Source organism: Leptospira mtsangambouensis (assembly GCF_004770475.1).
Taxonomy (GTDB): domain Bacteria; phylum Spirochaetota; class Leptospiria; order Leptospirales; family Leptospiraceae; genus Leptospira_A; species Leptospira_A mtsangambouensis.
In genome coordinates this window covers 1,067,502-1,082,903 of the sequence record NZ_RQHK01000017.1, presented here as the reverse complement: position 1 = coordinate 1,082,903, position 15,402 = coordinate 1,067,502, and the positions used below count along the sequence as shown (strand labels likewise).

General features: G+C 38.4%; 15 protein-coding genes and 1 pseudogene. 10 read left to right on the top strand and 6 right to left on the bottom strand.

From position 1 onward, the window contains the following. Nucleotides 1–7 precede the first annotated feature (7 nt). Nucleotides 8–1,699, bottom strand: coding sequence for a methyl-accepting chemotaxis protein (locus EHR01_RS17615; RefSeq protein ID WP_135696793.1), 1,692 nt, complete (start codon nt 1,697–1,699; stop codon nt 8–10). 294 nt (nt 1,700–1,993) lie between these two features. On the opposite strand from EHR01_RS17615, the gene EHR01_RS17610 reads away from it, so the two are divergent. The 4 genes from EHR01_RS17610 (at nt 1,994) to EHR01_RS17595 (ending at nt 7,164) form a co-directional block, all read left to right on the top strand. Then, nucleotides 1,994–3,796, top strand: coding sequence for a SpoIIE family protein phosphatase (locus EHR01_RS17610; protein WP_135696791.1), 1,803 nt, complete (start codon nt 1,994–1,996; stop codon nt 3,794–3,796). Nucleotides 3,797–3,876: 80 nt separating this feature from the next. Next, nucleotides 3,877–5,277 (top strand): MFS transporter, encoded by a 1,401-nt coding sequence (locus tag EHR01_RS17605; protein WP_135696789.1) that lies wholly within the window; start codon nt 3,877–3,879, stop codon nt 5,275–5,277. Beyond that, entirely contained in the window at nt 5,277–6,845 is a 1,569-nt protein-coding gene (locus EHR01_RS17600; RefSeq protein WP_208721819.1) for an adenylate/guanylate cyclase domain-containing protein, read from the top strand. The genes EHR01_RS17605 and EHR01_RS17600 overlap by 1 nt, the downstream gene beginning before the upstream one ends. Nucleotides 6,846–6,888: 43 nt before the next feature. Further along, the gene (locus EHR01_RS17595; protein WP_244310176.1) at nt 6,889–7,164 is read left to right on the top strand and encodes a hypothetical protein; all 276 of its coding nucleotides are present in this window, start codon (nt 6,889–6,891) and stop codon (nt 7,162–7,164) included. Between the two features lie 9 nt (nt 7,165–7,173). Here EHR01_RS17595 and EHR01_RS17590 read toward each other — a convergent pair whose 3' ends face one another. Continuing rightward, complete coding sequence (locus EHR01_RS17590) at nt 7,174–7,659, bottom strand: DUF4468 domain-containing protein (protein WP_135696783.1); 486 nt, start codon at nt 7,657–7,659, stop codon at nt 7,174–7,176. Nucleotides 7,660–7,920: 261 nt separating this feature from the next. On the opposite strand from EHR01_RS17590, the gene EHR01_RS17585 reads away from it, so the two are divergent. The 4 genes and pseudogenes from EHR01_RS17585 to EHR01_RS19465 form a co-directional block, all read left to right on the top strand. Continuing rightward, complete coding sequence (locus tag EHR01_RS17585) at nt 7,921–8,211, top strand: hypothetical protein (protein WP_135697439.1); 291 nt, start codon at nt 7,921–7,923, stop codon at nt 8,209–8,211. A 1-nt stretch (nt 8,212) separates the two neighbouring features. Continuing rightward, on the top strand, nt 8,213–8,935 hold the full coding sequence (locus EHR01_RS17580; protein WP_135696781.1) for a lysophospholipid acyltransferase family protein: 723 nt from the start codon (nt 8,213–8,215) through the stop codon (nt 8,933–8,935). 177 nt (nt 8,936–9,112) lie between these two features. Continuing rightward, on the top strand, nt 9,113–9,427 hold the full coding sequence (locus tag EHR01_RS17575) for a nucleotidyltransferase family protein (RefSeq protein WP_135696779.1): 315 nt from the start codon (nt 9,113–9,115) through the stop codon (nt 9,425–9,427). A gap of 33 nt (nt 9,428–9,460) precedes the next feature. Continuing rightward, nucleotides 9,461–9,568 (top strand): annotated as a pseudogene (locus EHR01_RS19465) (DUF86 domain-containing protein); the annotation flags it as partial. Nucleotides 9,569–9,626: 58 nt separating this feature from the next. Here EHR01_RS19465 and dapF read toward each other — a convergent pair. Further along, nucleotides 9,627–10,469: a diaminopimelate epimerase gene (gene dapF / locus EHR01_RS17570; RefSeq protein ID WP_135696777.1), complete on the bottom strand. Its 843-nt coding sequence runs from the start codon at nt 10,467–10,469 to the stop codon at nt 9,627–9,629. 111 nt (nt 10,470–10,580) lie between these two features. Between dapF and EHR01_RS17565 the strand changes: the two genes are divergently transcribed. Then, a complete protein-coding gene (locus tag EHR01_RS17565) occupies nt 10,581–11,432 on the top strand; it encodes a methyltransferase domain-containing protein (RefSeq protein WP_135696775.1) in 852 nt (283 codons plus the stop codon). Here EHR01_RS17565 and EHR01_RS17560 read toward each other — a convergent pair. Further along, nucleotides 11,406–12,206: an HAD family hydrolase gene (locus EHR01_RS17560; protein WP_135697437.1), complete on the bottom strand. Its 801-nt coding sequence runs from the start codon at nt 12,204–12,206 to the stop codon at nt 11,406–11,408. The two genes, EHR01_RS17565 and EHR01_RS17560, sit on opposite strands and share 27 nt — an antisense overlap. A 93-nt stretch (nt 12,207–12,299) precedes the next feature. Between EHR01_RS17560 and EHR01_RS17555 the strand changes: the two genes are divergently transcribed. Beyond that, the gene (locus tag EHR01_RS17555; RefSeq protein WP_135696773.1) at nt 12,300–12,515 is read left to right on the top strand and encodes a hypothetical protein; all 216 of its coding nucleotides are present in this window, start codon (nt 12,300–12,302) and stop codon (nt 12,513–12,515) included. On the opposite strand, the gene EHR01_RS17550 is transcribed toward EHR01_RS17555, so the two are convergent. Together EHR01_RS17550 and fliD are read right to left on the bottom strand one after the other, a co-directional pair. Beyond that, nucleotides 12,512–13,474, bottom strand: a complete 963-nt coding sequence (locus tag EHR01_RS17550) for a hypothetical protein (protein WP_135696771.1) — start codon at nt 13,472–13,474, stop codon at nt 12,512–12,514. The genes EHR01_RS17555 and EHR01_RS17550 overlap by 4 nt on opposite strands. Beyond that, nucleotides 13,471–15,393, bottom strand: a complete 1,923-nt coding sequence (fliD, locus tag EHR01_RS17545; RefSeq protein ID WP_135696769.1) for a flagellar filament capping protein FliD — start codon at nt 15,391–15,393, stop codon at nt 13,471–13,473. The genes EHR01_RS17550 and fliD overlap by 4 nt, the downstream gene beginning before the upstream one ends. Nucleotides 15,394–15,402: the final 9 nt, after the last annotated feature.

The following is a 15,402-nucleotide window of genomic DNA, read 5'->3' as shown; positions in this document are numbered from 1 at the left end:
TTTATCCTTAAAAATGAAATCGGAAGGCAACTGAGTCCAATCGATCTGCAACCAAACCTAAGTTTGTGATCGACTCTTCGATCGCTCCTATGGTTTGTTTCTGTTCGTTCGCAGCAGCCGATAACTCTTCCACAATGGCCGAAGTATTGATGAGTTGCGTTTGAATTTTTTCCATATTTCCTAAAACATTTCCTGACATGGATTCTGTTCCTTCGGTGGATCCGTTGATCTTTTCTGCACTGGACTTAGTATCTTCTGCATTTTTTAAAATTTTGTCCATCTCCATTTGTACGGTTTCAAACTCCAAAGATCCTACCTCAACCTCAGTAAGTCCTTCCTTGATATCAGTGACCGTTTGTAAAATTTTTGATGTTAATTCATTGATGAAGGCAGATATTTCTTTGGCTGATTGATTGGATTGTACTGCCAACTTTCCCACTTCTCCTGCGACCACTGCAAATCCTTTTCCAGCCTCCCCAGCACGAGCCGATTCAATGGAAGCATTTAACGATAGTAAGTTTGTTTTTTCGGAAATAGAAGTGATAGTCTCTGTGATCTTTCGAATGGCTTTTGTTTTTTCACCTAACTCTTTAATCACCTCAGAAGTTTTTAAAATTTGTTTCTTTGCTTTCTGAAATTGAGCCATTGCCTTATCGGAACAATTTTTTCCCACTAGGGAAAATTGATATGACTCTGTGGATTCCAATTGGACAATATTCGACTCATTTCGTATATTTCCAATTAGGTGATTTAGTGCATCCATTTCCTGGAAAATACTATCAGAACTTTCGCGAGTCACAATACTAGAATCTGCCAAGGAAAATATAGCCTTCGATAATTCCTGAAATGCAATATGAATATGTTCTACGGCGTAAGTGAGTGCTCCAATTTGGGTTTTTACAATTTCTGCGTTCCCTATCAATTGAGAAATCATTCCTCGAAATTCAAATTGTGTTTTTTTGATCAATGGGAAAATTTCTGAATAATCACCACGAGTCTCAAATGCCACATCAAATTTCAACTTACCATTGTATAAATTCTCCAGATATTCCTTCACCTTTAGAAAGGAATTTTTATTTTTGCGAATCGTTAGATACCCAAACGTTGATGTCATCACAAACAAAACAAATCCAAAAATTGAAATGAGAGGGCTTGAAAGAAAAACCAAACTAGTATTTGTTTTAAGATAAAACAATACCAATAACAAACCACTAACAATCGTTTGCATTAAAAATACAGAAGGACAAGAAAATCCAAAAAACGATGTGGAATTCACCTCGAGTTTGCCTTGTCCGGAATTCATTTTTGCATATAGGATTTCTGCATTCTGAATTTGTTTTGTGGATGCTTTGGTGCGAACCGACATATAACCTACATGTTTTCCATCTTCGTAGATTGGTGACACGTTTGCATCCACCCAGTAAAAATCTCCGTTTTTACAGCGGTTCTTCACGATACCCACCCAAGAGTGTTGCCCTTTGATTGTATCCCAGAGATCTTGGAATGCTCCTTTAGGCATATCAGGATGACGGATCAGGTTGTGCGGCTGCCCAATCAGCTCCTTTTCTGTATATCCACTAATGCGTAAAAAATCCTCATTCACATAAGTGATGATTCCTTTTAAATCTGTTTTGGAAGTGATCTTGGTTCCTTCATGGAATTCCACTTCCTTGTTTGTGACGGGAAAATTCTGACGCATGAATTCTTTGTATTTTGGTGCCGGAGATCGACCAAGTACAATTTACAAATGCAAAGAGAACGAAATCCTCTCCAAGGTTCTAAAAAAATATTTAAAAAACACAAGACCGAAACATTGTTCTTTTTTCGAAATCTTAAATAATTTTAGAATCTGTCTTACTCTGGCAACATAACAACCGGTAGGTGGATGATTCAAAAATGGAAAGTTTAGCTGAAAATATAACCCTTCGACTTGACTTTTACAGATTGATCGCTCACTATATGCAGAAACTGGAAGGTAAGATCAGGTGATAACGTGAAACGAGAAACACTTTTCTGGGATCTTACTCTAAAACTAGAAGCATTCACACACACCGTCCCTGTTCCCTTTGCCGTATACTATGCGATCATTACACAAAAAATGGAGCCAGAACATTGGAGAATTTTCATTGCCCTTTGTGTGGTGTTTGCGACCGGAATTGGCCTACTTGGAACTTTTGTTCGCCACCTCCTTCTCAAATATCTATACGCAAAAATTGAAAGAGTTTCTATTCCAACTTCGGGGATTTCATCTCTTTCAAAAGAAGAAATGGAATATGCAAGATCCGTAAAAGTACTTCTCTTCCGTTATCCATTACTCGAAGCCATAATCATCGTAATACGTTGGTTATCTGGTGTAATCCCTATTAGTTTTTTATTTTTTTATTTAGTGGCCTACATGCCATCTGTCCTTCGTTCAGCCATTTTTACTTTTGTAATGATTGCTCCCATTTCTTTTGTTACTTATTATTTCATCTCAGAAAGTTGTATTCGCCCTCTCTTCGACCTTCCTCAGATCAAAAACATAGAACTTCAAGAAAAAGATATTCCAAAGTTTAATTATTTCACAAGAATCCTTGTTGCATTTTTTAGTTTGGCAGCTCTCCCCTTTGTTATATTTTCTTATATCCTATATTCACTTGCAATGGGAGAGATTGCTGTTCAAGATCCCATGATCCCGATTGTAACTGTTTCTTTTATTTTTATTATCCCTCTTATTGTTTGTTCTTATGTGGTTGCTAAATCTGTAAACGAAGGCCTAAATGAAACTAGCAGATCTTTAGGAGAACTGTCGAAAGGGAATTTTGATGTTGTTGTGACTCCAAAATCCAGTGATGATTTCGCCAAACAAGCATTCTATCTAAACTCCGTGATTACCAAACTCAAAGGTATGTATGAGGAAATTAGAAACTTAAATGAAGGTTTGGAAGAAAAGGTCACACAGAGAACCAACGAACTCAACCAAACACTAAAAGACATTAGCAATTTAAAAATCCAACAAGATGGTGATTATTTTCTCACCTATCAACTATTAAACCCTCTTGCCATAAAAGATGTAGATAGTTCACAACTAGAAGTGGATCATCTGGTCCGACAGAAAAAAGTTTTCGAATACAAAAACCAAAGATACGATATTGGAGGAGATATCAATATTTCCCATTCTATCGTTTTGCAAAATAGAAGATTCTTATTATTTGCAAATGCAGATGCTATGGGAAAATCGATGCAAGGTGCCGGAGGGGCTTTGGTATTTGGTGCGGTCTTTCAATCCATTGTCCAAAGGACAAAAACAGATCCCGGATACCAAGCATTAGGCCCGGAGGATTGGTTGAAATACAACCTCCAAGAAATGCATATGATCTTTGAAGCCTTTGATGGTACCATGCTCGTTTCCCTCACCATGGGACTTCTAGAAGAAGATACAGGAAGATTATTTTTTTTAAATGCGGAACATCCTTCCCTTGTTTTATACCGAAAAGGAAAAGCAGAGTATATTTCTGCGGATGTTTCTTATCGAAAATTGGGGACCTTAGGTGCGATGCCCATCCAACATATCAAAGAATTCCAACTCCAAGCAGAAGATATTCTAATCATTGGATCCGATGGAAAAGATGATCTTTTACGTTTAGATGAAGATGGAAAATGGGAAGTGAATTCTGACGAACAGACTTTTTTAAAACTAGTTGAATCAACAGAAGCCAATCTACTTGCCATCACAAAACAAATTGAATCCATAGGCCAAGTCATCGATGATATTTCTTTGATAAGAATCTGTTATTTGCCTAAAAAACTTTCCTAGATAAAAACTGAATTCATCTAAAGTTTAGAATTTTCTTCCCCAGATTTACAGTTCCTACCGTCAAATACTTGAGTCCAGGAATGAACCAAACAAAACTAAAACTCCCCATAAAAATGGGATATGGATTGGCAGAAACTGGCATAACAGCCGTTCAACTATTCACACAAATCTATCTACTTAAATTTTACACTGAAATTGTAGGCCTAAATTCTAGTTTGGCCGGGATTGCTCTTTCCATTTCTGTGATCTGGGATGCTGTCAGTGACCCTCTGATGGGCAGAATTTCGGATCATACGCATTCCAAATGGGGACGCCGAAGACCTTATATCCTTTTTGGTGGAGTTTTACTATCGCTTGCAGTCCTACTGCTCTTTTCTCCTCCTCACCTAACAACACAAATAGGAAAATTTTCTTACCTTTTGTCAGTTTATCTATTTGTAAACACAGCCATGACCATAATCTCCGTTCCTCATATTGCCTTAGGAGGAGAATTGAGTTTCGAAAGAAATGAAAGGACTTCTGTTTTTGGATGGAGATTGTTCTTTAGTAACATAGGTATGCTCGTTGGAATGATTGTTCCTGCTGCCATTTTACAATCTTTAGGTGATGAATCTTCCAAAGAAAATATCATTCTCTCTCGCACTACGGCAGGAGAAATTGTTTCTATAGTTATTTTGATTTCTTCCATCATTACATTTCTTGTGACGAAAGGAAAAGACAGAACTAAAGAAAAACAGGAAAATAAAACCCCATTCTTTAAAGCATTTATATCCGTTTTAAAAAACAAAATGTTTCTCATTTTGCTTTTTGCCTTTATCATCGCAACCATCGGAAGAACCTTTAATTCCGCCATTGCACTTTACTACTATGAATTTCGTTTGGGGCTCAAAGAATCTTTGGTTGTCATCAATATCCTACTTCCATTTTTTTTAGTTCTTCTCCTTTCGATTGGATTTTGGGTTTGGATCGCTAAAAAAATTGGGAAAAAAATCCCTGCATTTCTCGGAGTTTTTTGTCTAGGAGTTCTAACTGTCATCGCCTATCCCCTGTTTCCTTATGGAGAATTAAGACCTCCACTCATAGTAGCTTTTATCGGAGGAATCTGTGCCGGATCCATCCTCATCATGGATTCCATCTTAACTGATGTAGTCGATTACGATGAATTCAAAACAGGAGAAAAACGAGAAGGATTGTATTTTGGAATTTGGAAGATGGGTGTTAAATTTTCACAAGCCTTTGGAATTGCCATCACTGGATTTTTGCTGGATATGATTGGATTTCAAAATGGAGCACCTACGCAATCACAAGAAGTAGGATTTCGTCTTGCGATGATTTTTGGACCTGGAGTTGGATTCTTTTTTATTTTTGGTTCCATTCTCTTTTTGTTTTTCCCACTCACTGACAAAAAACACATCCAGGTTCAAAGAATCTTATTGAAACGAAAACAAAAAGGCACTCTCCTTAAGGAAGAATTATCATGATGAAACCAGGTCGCACTCTACAATTCATTGCCTTTTTACTAATCTATTTTATTGTTCCTTTTTGTGCCTGTTTGTTTACACTTTTATTTGCCAACTATACTGCCTCTGCTTTTTTGCCTGACCAGTTCTTAGCGTTATTCGAAGCCACTCAAATCAAAAATGATCTAACACTCGCTATATTCACTTGGGCACCTTTCCCCATCATTACCCTCATTTTATTCTTTTATAGTTTACCAATTGCAAAATTTCTTTTTTCTACCAAAGGTTGTAACTTTATCTCAGAAGAAAGGGCTCGCCACCGAATTGTTCACTCACCATTAACAATTAGTATCTTAGGATTTATCGGTTGGGAGATTTCCAATTTTTTAAGTGTATGTCGTATCGACGCACTTTTTCCAGAAGCCCCTCACCAAAGTATCGTTACAGTTTCTATTTTATTCGGATTTTGGGGTTTATTTGCCTTTGCCTTCTCTTACGCCACAACCACTTACTTAAATAAACTCCTGATCATACCTTGTGTATTTCCGGAGGGTGGACTTGGAAAATATGCACACGGTAAACAATTCTCAATTGTCACAAAACAATTTATTTTTTGGGCCGCCTCAACTCTTTTTCCCATCGTACTTCTGATCTTTGGGATTTTACTCAGGACAGGCCAAAACATTTTTAATTTACATGAACTTGTTCACAACGATGTTCTATTTGAAGTCATCGCCATTATGCTTGTTTTTTCCTTTGCTTTTGCAATGTCATTTGCATCCAGTCTGCAACATCCACTCAATCAAATTGAAAAAGCAACAGAACTCATCAAAGAACAAAAGTTTGATACCAGGGTAAAAATTTTTAGCTCCGATGAACTCGGACTACTGGGTGATGCGGTAAACGAAATGGCGGAAGGACTTGCGGAAAGAGAAAGGATCAAAGATACATTTGGTCGAATTGTAGATCCTAGAGTCAGAGATTATTTACTTTCCAATGAACATAGTTTAGGTGGAAAAGTGGTAGAAGCTTCAATATTGTTTTCAGACCTCAGAGATTTTACTACACTTTCGGAAAAAAGAAAACCGGAAGAAGTTTTGTACATCCTCAACCGTTATTTTCAAGAAATGAGTAATGCCATTGAAATCCATGGTGGTTTTATCAATAAATTCATTGGGGATGCCATCCTTGCCGTATTTGGGACACCTATGCCAATGGCAGACCACGCCGAACGTGCGTTTGCAACGGCTCTGCAAATGCAGAAAAATTTAGATTCACTCAATGCTCAATTTTTAAAGGAAGGACTTACCGAACTCAAGATGGGAATTGGAATCCATACAGGGAGCCTTCTTGTCGGAAATATCGGATCTGCCAATCGAATGGAATTTACAGTGATTGGAGATACAGTCAATACCGCTTCTCGAGTGGAAGGACTTTGTAAAGGTTTAAAGAAAAATCTTCTTCTCACTGAAAACACATCTATCCTTCTACCAGAAAACATTAGATCCAAATTACAGTCCGAGGGTGAATATGAATTGAAAGGGAGAGAGACCAAAGAAAGGATTTATTCTTATTCAGAGGCCGAATAAAATGGTTGAACCAAATTTGAAAACTTTGCAAAATGGGGTTGGAATGAAGTTTGCATTTGGAATATTTTTGTTTTGCCTTTCTTTGGTTTCGTGTAACGAAATCAAGTTGGTAAATACCCAAGACATCTTAGACCTTTTAGAGGGAGATGGAACGCAAGGCGGGTATTCTTCATCGAATTCTTCTGGTTCTTCCTCCAGTTCATCCACTAACAATGGAAATTCGAATAATCTAAACCACTATGGGCTGACTGATTCTGCAACGGGAACCAATACTTACGGATCTACGGGCACCACTGTGGGAAACCCGCTCGGATATTAATCTTTTCCGTTATTTAATAAATTCAAAAAAATCATCCATCAAGGGCCTAAAACAAGACCTAATGGTAATTTTAGCAACCTTCTCATTTTTTGGTCCATAATTTAGGACAATATCATTCGGATCACGAATGAAAGAAAAGATTTTGTTGATCTGCATCTCTGCATGCCCATCTCGAATTTTAACTACGTATTCAAATTCATGTTCATTGGCATCCACTTCCCCAATTCCATAGGGAACGTAACATTTAATCAGACCAATGCCTTTGAGTTCGCCCGTATCCTGGTTTTCCAATTCGATTTTGGAAAGTTCAGGATCTAATTTGTATTCCAACCATTGTTTTGCTTTTAGAAAACTTCGAGTTTTTTGGTAGGTTTTGTGGTCTCTTGCGTCTTCCGTGGTGCGGTATTTGGAAGAAACAATCCAAAGTTTCAAACACATTGAGTTTTGAAAGAACAGGAAAAATACAGATAAAAGGATGAGTCGTTTTGCCATCATTTCTATGCTTCCCTTTCGTCACCCGGCTCGCAAAACAAATCTTCGCAAAGATGGAAAATTTTCTCTTTATTCGGAAGTAGAGGGAAGGGCACTACATTCGGTGGCAATAAGGATGTGTTCTGGTTTGTTTTTTTGATCTTATGTCTCTTGGACTCGATTCTATCTCTCACCTTTATATTTTCGGAACTGCCCTCCCCCATTCTAGAGTGCCCAAATAAAAATTGGATTGAATTTGTCAGGGCATCACTTTCAATCTTGAACATGCCCGATTTTGATCGTATTGATCTTATGAATTATGCCATGTACGGAAATGATTTTGATCCCCAATGGGATGAGATCCGTGCATTTTTAAAAACGAATGTATCTGCTCAAAAAGAGCTAGAAGAGATTAAAAGAACCGTTCCGAGCCCTCATCTAGGAAAAAAACGGAGAGAGCCTCTCGCCACTGATCCGAGAGAGTCCAATACTGGTAGCGGAATGAACCAGGAAACAAGAACTCCCACCGGAGACCCTTCTACCAAATCTTGGTGGCAAAAAATCTTAGGAGAATGAAATGGAAAACACCGTAGACCAAGTCAAAAAGAATGTTGAGAACATCAAAAAGTTTGTCACTCCGTTCTTCAATTTGGCGGTAAACACAACAGTCTACGGTTACCATAACATTGTACCCAATGGCAAACTCATCCTCACTTGCAATCATAGAAGTGATATGGATCCCTTTGTGATTGGTTCGGTATTCCCTCGGTTCATTTCTTGGATCGCTGCTGAGTATACCACTCGCATTCCTCTCTTCAAAGATCTGGTGGAAAAAACAGGAACCATTCCTATGGCCATCGATGGCAATATCTCTATGGCCAGTATCAAAAAGGTACAACAGGTCTTTAAAAATGGAGACGTGTTAGGAATTTTTCCTGAAGGCCATGACTATATGGTGCAAAATGATTTTTCTGCCCCACTCGCCAATTTCCATTCGGGATTTGCTGCCTTTAGCCTTCGGAACAAAGTGGACATCCTTCCCACAGTCATCATTCCCGATGAAGAAACAGTCACAGACTATCCCATCCCACCATTGGTACGTGCCTTTATGGGGATGCCAAAAGAAGTTTGTGATATCAAACGCCGTGTGGTTTATAAAAAAATCAATGTTGTGTTTGGGGAAGTGATCAAATACGAAAACTATGCTCACCTACCGCTTGACAAGGGTATGGTGGAAGTTTCGAACGAAACCAAACGCAGAATGGGTGAATTACAAAAAGTAGATTATTTAAAAAAGTAATCGAATCCCGATTGGTTTCGCATACAGTTTTGTTACGCTTAATCCCTTAAATGATTATCTCAGGGCATCGGTTCATTTGTTACACTTTATTTAATTTTGAGAAAAATACCAAAGAAAGAGCGAAACCACCCACATTCAATGGCTTGACTTTTAGAAAAAATCGATAGATTTTGAGATATGGCGACGGTTGAATTTTTAGATTCAGACTCTATTCAAAATTCCTTAAAAAATTACAAAAAGGAGCTGGATTCATTAGGAGTGGAGACGATTCATCTTTTTGGATCGGTCGCAAGAAATGAAGCAAATCAAAATAGCGATATTGATTTCCTAGTTAAATTCAAACCTGGAATGAAAAGTTTTGATAATTACATTGATCTAACTTTTTTATTGGAAGACCTCTTTAACGTAAAAGTTGATCTATTGACTACTGATTCTATCTCGGGTTCTCTTAAAACTTCTCTAGAAAGTGAGTCAGTTCTAATTGAAGTCTGACATAGATTACATTAAACATATTTATAACGAAATTTTATCGTAGATTACGATATTGTTTGGGATCTTGTTAAAAACAAAATTCCAGTTCTTGAAATTCAAATTAAAGAAATTTTACAAAAAGAAAAAACACTTTTTGACTGATACGCGATTACGCAAAACAAAGACTACCCAAATATCGAGTAGCCTAATTTTGATTTATTTAAACTTCTACTTCTCCAGAAAACACTTCCTTCGCAGGCCCAGTCATCATCACCGATCCGTTTTCTTTCCATTCGATATTGAGAGTTCCACCACGAAGATCAATTTTTACGGATCGTCCAGTTTTACCATTTAAGATGGAAGCAACTGTCACAGCACAGGCTCCTGTCCCACAAGCCAAGGTTTCCCCTGCTCCTCTTTCCCAAGTCCTTTGGTAAAGATGGTCCTTTCCCCGAACCGATACAAATTCCACGTTCACTCTTCTTGGGAAAAGTGGGTGGTTTTCAATGAGGGGTCCAATCTCCCGCACAGGGAAGGCATCGGCATCGTCCACATAAATCACACAATGTGGGTTCCCCATACTAACAGCTGTAAAATGATAATGTTTTCCTTGGACTTCCAAGACTTGGTTGATGACTGGTTCGTCACCTGTCCATACAATGGGAACAAGGGATGGTTTGAGGATGGGTTCACCCATATCCACAGTTACCATTTCTACTTTGCCATTGTTTCCTGTTTTTAGGTCGAGGGTGAGAACACCTTTACCAGTTTCAATGGTTGGCTTTTGGTTTTTAGTCAGACCATGGTCAAAAACAAATTTTCCGACACAACGGACTCCGTTCCCACACATCTCGGAAGAACTTCCATCCGAGTTGTACATGTCCATTTGGAACTCACCGGTTTTTGAGTTACGAATAAAAATCACCCCGTCTCCACCAATTCCGAAATTGCGGTCGGATAGTTTTTGGATTTGTTCTGGACTCAAACGAATATCGTTTTTCGTGGCATCGATATACACATAGTCATTTCCAATTCCTTCCATTTTGGTGAAGTTGATTTTCATTTTATCCTCTCTTATCTCACCCCATGTTTTTTTCACCATGAATGTTGGCAAGCCGGATCAAGGTTTTTTAGTTTGACCCTTGTTCTCATCATTTAGACTGACTCTCAGACCATGAAATCTTGTATCCTTTGCCAATCTTCCGACTCCAAAACCGTTTTCAATGAAAATGGAACCCCCATTTTAGAATGTAAAAACTGTGGTCATGTCTATTCCTCTTATGAACAAGAAGAACATTACGAAGGTTATTGGGACGGAGCAGAACAAACCTATGATTTAAAATGGTGGGATGATGCACACCGAGCTGTGTATTCCGATTTCATTTCAACTTACTTAAAACAGGAGAAAGGAAACCTTCTCGATGTGGGTTGTGGGCTTGGATTTTTTGTGAAGGCAGTGCTTACCAAAAAACCAGGTTGGTCTGCCGTTGGTTATGAAATTTCCAAACAAGCTGTCAAATTTGCCAACGAACAAAATGGAATGAAAACGGTTTATGCAGGTCTTGTCCAGGATTCCAAACTACCGAATGAAAGTTTTGATATCATCACACTTTGGGACGTGATCGAACACATTCCCAAACCACATTCTTTACTCACTTACCTACACGGACTCCTGAAACCCGGTGGAATTCTATTTTTACAAACTCCGAATTTTCCGATCCAACTAGCAAAAGCAAATCTAAAGGTAAAACTAAAAGGGATGCAGGAAGGAGTTCATTACTTAGAAGCCAAAGACCATGTGAACAATTACAAAATGCACACATTGGCAGAACTAGGAAAACAATGTGGATTTATTGAACCAAAATACAAAGTGCTCATGCCCATCCTTTCTGTATCAGGAAGCAAAAGTAAACTTGCCGTTTATTTAAAGTTAGCTTATTATTATTTTACGAAACTAATTTTTGTTCTGAGTTTTAGAACCATCAACTGGAACAATACTTTATTTTTGACGCTTGTGAAGCCATAATTCAGCAAAATCTAAAGCAAGAACTGTATTCGGTGCTGTCCAAATCGGTGCCGAAGATTCAAAAGGATACTCCGCTACACCCGCACCATCCCCCCACATTGTAGGAATGTGAATGCTTGCAATGCCATGTCGGTTGGCTCCCAGAACATCATCTTCCCAATTATCTCCAAGCAAAATACAATCCGCTGGATTTTCTTTGGTCGCTTCTAATACATAAGAGAAAAATTTTGTGGATGGTTTTTCAAATCCCACTTCTTCAGAAGTGATCAAAGTAAAACGAAAAGAATCCGGTAAAAAAGAAGATACCTTTAATAATTGAGTTCTTAAAGTTTCGTTGGTGGTTAAAAAAATTGGGAACCGTTCGGATAAGGCCACGAGTTTAGGAAATAGTTTGGTTTGATAGATTTCTTTTTTGGCTTCCGTTTTCAAATAAGACAAAAAATGAAAATGGTATCTTTCTTCCATCCACAAAACATCAACTATGTCTTTTGTTTGGAATCCACTTTGGGCCGTTAGATTGGTTACATCTTCTAATTTTAAGTTAGATTGATTTTTAACAACATCCAACATCAACTTAAAACAAAGTAACCGCAAACGGTTGGAACTATGGCCTTCTAGTTGGTTTTTTACTTTTTTTCTAGCCGCTTCATATAAAGAAAGAAAATCACCACCTAACTTTCGTTCGTTCCAATCTTTTACGCATTCTCCAATGGCAAATTCGTATGCCGGTTTCGAAGGAAGAAGTGTATTGTCCAAGTCCAAAAACAAAGCCATATCAGAAAAGAAAACTACAGACAAACATTCTGTCAACGGTTTGGTTTTTAATATTTACTTGTATCTCACTCGTTCTTCCGATAGAATTTCGCCATGATTTCTTTATCTTCCATTCTGGCGGTTCTGTTTCTGATCCTCGGACTCATTTTATCTCTTTATGGAGTTTGGACTTGGTCCGATCCAATGTATGAAAAATCTCTGGGTTGGAATCTAAATTTGATTTGGGGAGGGGTTGTGTTTTCTGTGGGAGTTTTGTTTGGACTTGGGAACCGGATTGCCACCCGATTCCCCAAAGAACCAAATCCTTAAACTGCGACTCTTTCTAAAACAAGAGAAAGGAAAGGAATGAAGTCACTGAGTAATTCAGGAAGTTCATATTCCAAAATATCCCCAGCATAAACAATATCATTTTTTTCCATAGCCGATGCAATGTTTGACAATGTTTCATTCAAACTAACAATCACATCTGAAAGTTTTTTATCTTCAATGGCAAGGGATTGCCAATCTAGTTCCGCATGACGAGTTTGGACTGACACAAGTGCCGACATAAGACCCGTTAAACGGCCAACAGCATCATTCAAAATCTCAGAAGCCAAATGATCTTTCCCTGATTGGAAGTTTTCATTTACCAACATAAAGTCTTTGATGACTTTATCTTTGTCTTCAACAAAACGAGAAATGATTTCAACTAGTTCGCTTTCATCCATACGCATCACTGCAAGACGAGTGCTAAGATCCATAAGGAAAAGTTTTACATCCCGAAGGTCTTCTAAAAAAGTTTCGATGGCTTTTGTAGAATCTAAAACTTCAGATCCGTTTTGCAAAGATTCTAAAATTTCTTCTACGTTTTTGCCTTTCCCCATTGGTTGGATGAGGTTTAAGTTTAAATTCAAAAGTTTCGTAGTGGTGCGAATCATGGAAATGATCCAAGGAATTCCTTCCTTCAAATCCTCTGTTTCTTTTTCCGTCAGAGAATCACGGCCCACAAGGGTACTTCCCACCTTATCAACGTAGTTGTCGACTTCCCAAAGGCTGTCTTCAATCACATCCAACTCTTCACCTACAAATAGATCCAGACGTTCTGTTTCATCCACACCCACAGCATTCAGATCGGAACGATTTAATTCTTTCCCATTCACAGTGAAATGGCGAAGATACTTTCCATTGGATTCAATCCACTTTTGAATTTCATCCAAAACTTGGCCGAGGTTTGTTTCGCCATCTAATTTAGTATCTAATTGTTGTTCGTTGATATAAATATTCATCATTCCCCACCGTTCCCTCTAAACATATTATTCTGTAAATAGTTCCCAACCGATTTGTTTTTCCCCACACCTTGTTCCATGTAGAGAAACCGTTGTTTCAGTTTGGCTTCAAAACTAATGAGATGAGACTCATGTTCTTTGATTTTTTTATTATTTCCTGCGACACTTTCTTCCAGAAGTTTCACTTTGCTTGTGACAATTCCAGAAGCATATTGGTTATAAGGTTTGAGAATTTCGAGTAGGCGAATTCCTACTCCTTCTTCCATCTTTGCATCGTTATTTGGATCGGAGGCAAATAAGTCCCGCACCCCATCTGGATTTTCAGACAGGACAGCAATCAGTCTTTCTTGATCAATTTGCAAAAGTCCGTCTTGGATTTTTTCCCAGTTGGATCCCACTGCTCCTGTGGAAATTCCAATGTCGGTTAGTACTCGAAATCCATTGTCTTTGGTTGCCGGATAATACGAGTTTGCTGTTGTTTTTAAAGAAGCAATCAGTCTTAAGATAGCGTTTTCACCGGCAAGGATCCCAGATTTGGACTTGTTGTCCCAAAAATCACGCGAGATGTCTGCCGATTTGGAATCATCACTTTCTTTTTTATCAGAGATCTTTCCATTTTTTTCAACAGAAGTGACTTCCTTTGAAAACTTCATGAGTTCATTGTAAGCATCCACCCATTCTTTGATGAGGGCAGAACCTTTTGCATGGTCCACATGAATTTTTAATGTAACTGGTTCTTCAGTCACCTTATGAACATTAAACGAAATTCCTTCCAATACATCCGCAATTCCTTCATTGGATTCACGAGTGATTTCCACACCATCAATTTTGATTTTAAGGTCTTTCCCTTCTTGTAATACTTTTAATGGTTCAGCCGTTCCCGGTGCTGGAGGAGTTACAAGAGTTACTGATTTAATCAGAACCGGAGTGGTTGCCGCATTGGAAAGAATGATAGCAGTCAAATTTTTATCACTGGCAAAATCACCAGCTAAAAAAATGTATTTGGATTCTGTTTTGTTGATGGGAAGGAATTTATTACGAACACTTCCTTCTTTTTCAAATCCAATTCCCATCTCCATCACAGCAGGAGCTTCTCCCACGATTTCTACTTCGACAAAAGCTCTCTCTTTGATTTCTGTCACTGCGATAGGAATCGAAAAGGCAGTATCAGGTTTGATTGTAATGCCTTCTTCGGATTGGATTAGTTTTTCGGTTTCGATTTCCGATTTTTTAAACTTGGTTAGGTCCCAAAATTTTGATTTGGAAACATCTAAAGATAACAGTTGTTTTGTGTCTTCTAAACTAACCTTGTTTTCACCAACTAGACCTGCTAGTTTCAAAATTCCATTGGGATCGGAAAATTGGAGTTCATTTTTTTTGCCGGTTTTTACAGAAGTGACAGTGAGGATGGAGGAATCCTTATCAATTTTAATGATGGATGTGTCCGCAAGTCCCCCTGCCATATTTTTAATGGAATTTGTGAGTTCACTCAGTCCCCCACCAGGAAAGGTAACTGTTTCTTTGGATTTTCCGGAGTAGATTGTAAAACTACCTTCTGGCATTCGGATGTCGGTATCCACTGCAACACCAGATAACTGGTGTTTGCTTGCCATTTCAGTAATTTCTAAGGCTCTGTTTCCGGACTTAGCGGCACGAGAAGCCTCACCGGTGATCACACCTTCTTCCGAAGAAGAAACTGATTTGGTTGCAAACGGAGCGGTAAAGGAAACAAGAGCTCGGGTTTTGGTTTGGAGGTTGGTGGAAAGATTTTTCACCTCGCCCCAGATTTGCATCTGTGCTTTGGCGTATTCGTTCTCGGTTTCCCATCGTTTGATGGGCCGGCGTTCGAGTTCGACCAGTTTTTTAACGATATCGTTTGTATTTTGCCCAGTCATTAGACCCGGCATGGTGTATGCTGGCATATCGTCCCA

What these genes read in the sequence shown, in the direction of transcription:
- EHR01_RS17615 (WP_135696793.1), bottom strand. Translation starts at nt 1,699, where the DNA reads ATGCGTCAGAATTTTCCCGTCACAAACAAGGAAGTGGAATTCCATGAA.
- EHR01_RS17605 (WP_135696789.1), top strand. Translation starts at nt 3,877, where the DNA reads ATGAACCAAACAAAACTAAAACTCCCCATAAAAATGGGATATGGATTG.
- EHR01_RS17600 (WP_208721819.1), top strand. Translation starts at nt 5,277, where the DNA reads ATGAAACCAGGTCGCACTCTACAATTCATTGCCTTTTTACTAATCTAT.
- EHR01_RS17595 (WP_244310176.1), top strand. Translation starts at nt 6,889, where the DNA reads ATGAAGTTTGCATTTGGAATATTTTTGTTTTGCCTTTCTTTGGTTTCG.
- EHR01_RS17590 (WP_135696783.1), bottom strand. Translation starts at nt 7,659, where the DNA reads ATGATGGCAAAACGACTCATCCTTTTATCTGTATTTTTCCTGTTCTTT.
- EHR01_RS17585 (WP_135697439.1), top strand. Translation starts at nt 7,921, where the DNA reads ATGCCCGATTTTGATCGTATTGATCTTATGAATTATGCCATGTACGGA.
- EHR01_RS17580 (WP_135696781.1), top strand. Translation starts at nt 8,213, where the DNA reads ATGGAAAACACCGTAGACCAAGTCAAAAAGAATGTTGAGAACATCAAA.
- EHR01_RS17575 (WP_135696779.1), top strand. Translation starts at nt 9,113, where the DNA reads ATGGCGACGGTTGAATTTTTAGATTCAGACTCTATTCAAAATTCCTTA.
- dapF (WP_135696777.1), bottom strand. Translation starts at nt 10,469, where the DNA reads ATGAAAATCAACTTCACCAAAATGGAAGGAATTGGAAATGACTATGTG.
- EHR01_RS17565 (WP_135696775.1), top strand. Translation starts at nt 10,581, where the DNA reads ATGAAATCTTGTATCCTTTGCCAATCTTCCGACTCCAAAACCGTTTTC.
- EHR01_RS17560 (WP_135697437.1), bottom strand. Translation starts at nt 12,206, where the DNA reads ATGGCTTTGTTTTTGGACTTGGACAATACACTTCTTCCTTCGAAACCG.
- EHR01_RS17555 (WP_135696773.1), top strand. Translation starts at nt 12,300, where the DNA reads ATGATTTCTTTATCTTCCATTCTGGCGGTTCTGTTTCTGATCCTCGGA.
- EHR01_RS17550 (WP_135696771.1), bottom strand. Translation starts at nt 13,474, where the DNA reads ATGATGAATATTTATATCAACGAACAACAATTAGATACTAAATTAGAT.
- fliD (WP_135696769.1), bottom strand. Translation starts at nt 15,393, where the DNA reads ATGCCAGCATACACCATGCCGGGTCTAATGACTGGGCAAAATACAAAC.